General features: G+C 33.1%; 1 protein-coding gene. It reads left to right on the plus strand.

The genetic code is table 11. The features are described 5' to 3' along the window. Positions 1-17: 17 nt before the first annotated feature. The gene (locus ACYVAA_RS22925; RefSeq protein ID WP_460546417.1) at positions 18-782 is read left to right on the plus strand and encodes a DeoR/GlpR family DNA-binding transcription regulator; all 765 of its coding nucleotides are present in this window, start codon (positions 18-20) and stop codon (positions 780-782) included. The last annotated feature ends 307 nt before the right edge of the window (positions 783-1,089 follow it).

Raw genomic sequence — 1,089 nt, forward strand, 5'->3', positions numbered from 1 at the left:
GTTAAAAAAACATCTAAATGGACATAACTGAAAGGCATGAGTTAATCTTAAAAAAACTCCAAGAAGACGGAAAAGTAAAAATTCAGGAATTAAGCGACCTACTAAATGTCTCAGGGGTAACCATCAGAAAAGACTTAAAACTTTTAGAGGACAAACAGTTACTTTTTCGCACAAAGGGAGGGGCTTCCACCAACAACCCATACATGAATGAAAGACCTATTAATGAAAAAGAACTAATTAACTTTGAGGAAAAAGAAAAAATTGCAAAAGAAGCGGTAAAATTAATTGGAAACAATGACTCAATCATCATAGGTTCCGGAACAACAGTTTACCAATTGGCAAAACACCTTAATCCCCAAAATCGCCTAAACGTGATTACTCCTGCAGTAAAAGTAACAATAGAACTGTGCGACAAACCAAATATTGAAACTATTCAATTGGGAGGAATAATAAGAAAAAGTTCCTCTTCTATAACAGGGTCAGATGCTGAAAACACACTTGAAAACATTTCCTCAGGACTATTATTTCTTGGTGTTGATGGGATAGATTTAGATTTCGGTATATCTATTACCAACCTAGCCGAAGCTACATTGAACAAAAAAATGATTGATGCTTCCCAATCACTGATTGTTTTGGCTGACAGCTCCAAATTTGGAAGAAGGGGGCTAGGCAAGATATGTTCATTGGATCAAGTTCAATACATTATTACTGATGAAAAAGCTCCGTCAGGCATGATTAAGTCACTTTTAGAAAGAGATATAAAAGTAATTATAGCCAAATAAAAGCCCTATATTAAAAAATCAATCTTTAACTAGAAAAACATTTGTGTTGAGTAAACCAAAGGATTGTCTGCTTACATTCTAAACCTATTTTTTTAGGATTATAAAGAATAAAATAAGGAAAACGTAAAAAATGATTTGAAAAAAACAAAGTGTGTGTAGGGGGCAATTATTCATAATTTTGAGACTGTAATCTAAACTCTGTCTGAGACTTTGAAAATCAATTAAAGTTCATAAGATAGAGATATGAGAGAAGAACAAGAATCAGCATTTAAGAAGAAAGTACTGGACCAGTTTTTATCAGGAGAGT

It is taken from the genome of Echinicola sediminis (genome assembly GCF_054777495.1).

What these genes read in the sequence shown, in the direction of transcription:
- ACYVAA_RS22925 (WP_460546417.1), top strand. Translation starts at nt 18, where the DNA reads ATGGACATAACTGAAAGGCATGAGTTAATCTTAAAAAAACTCCAAGAA.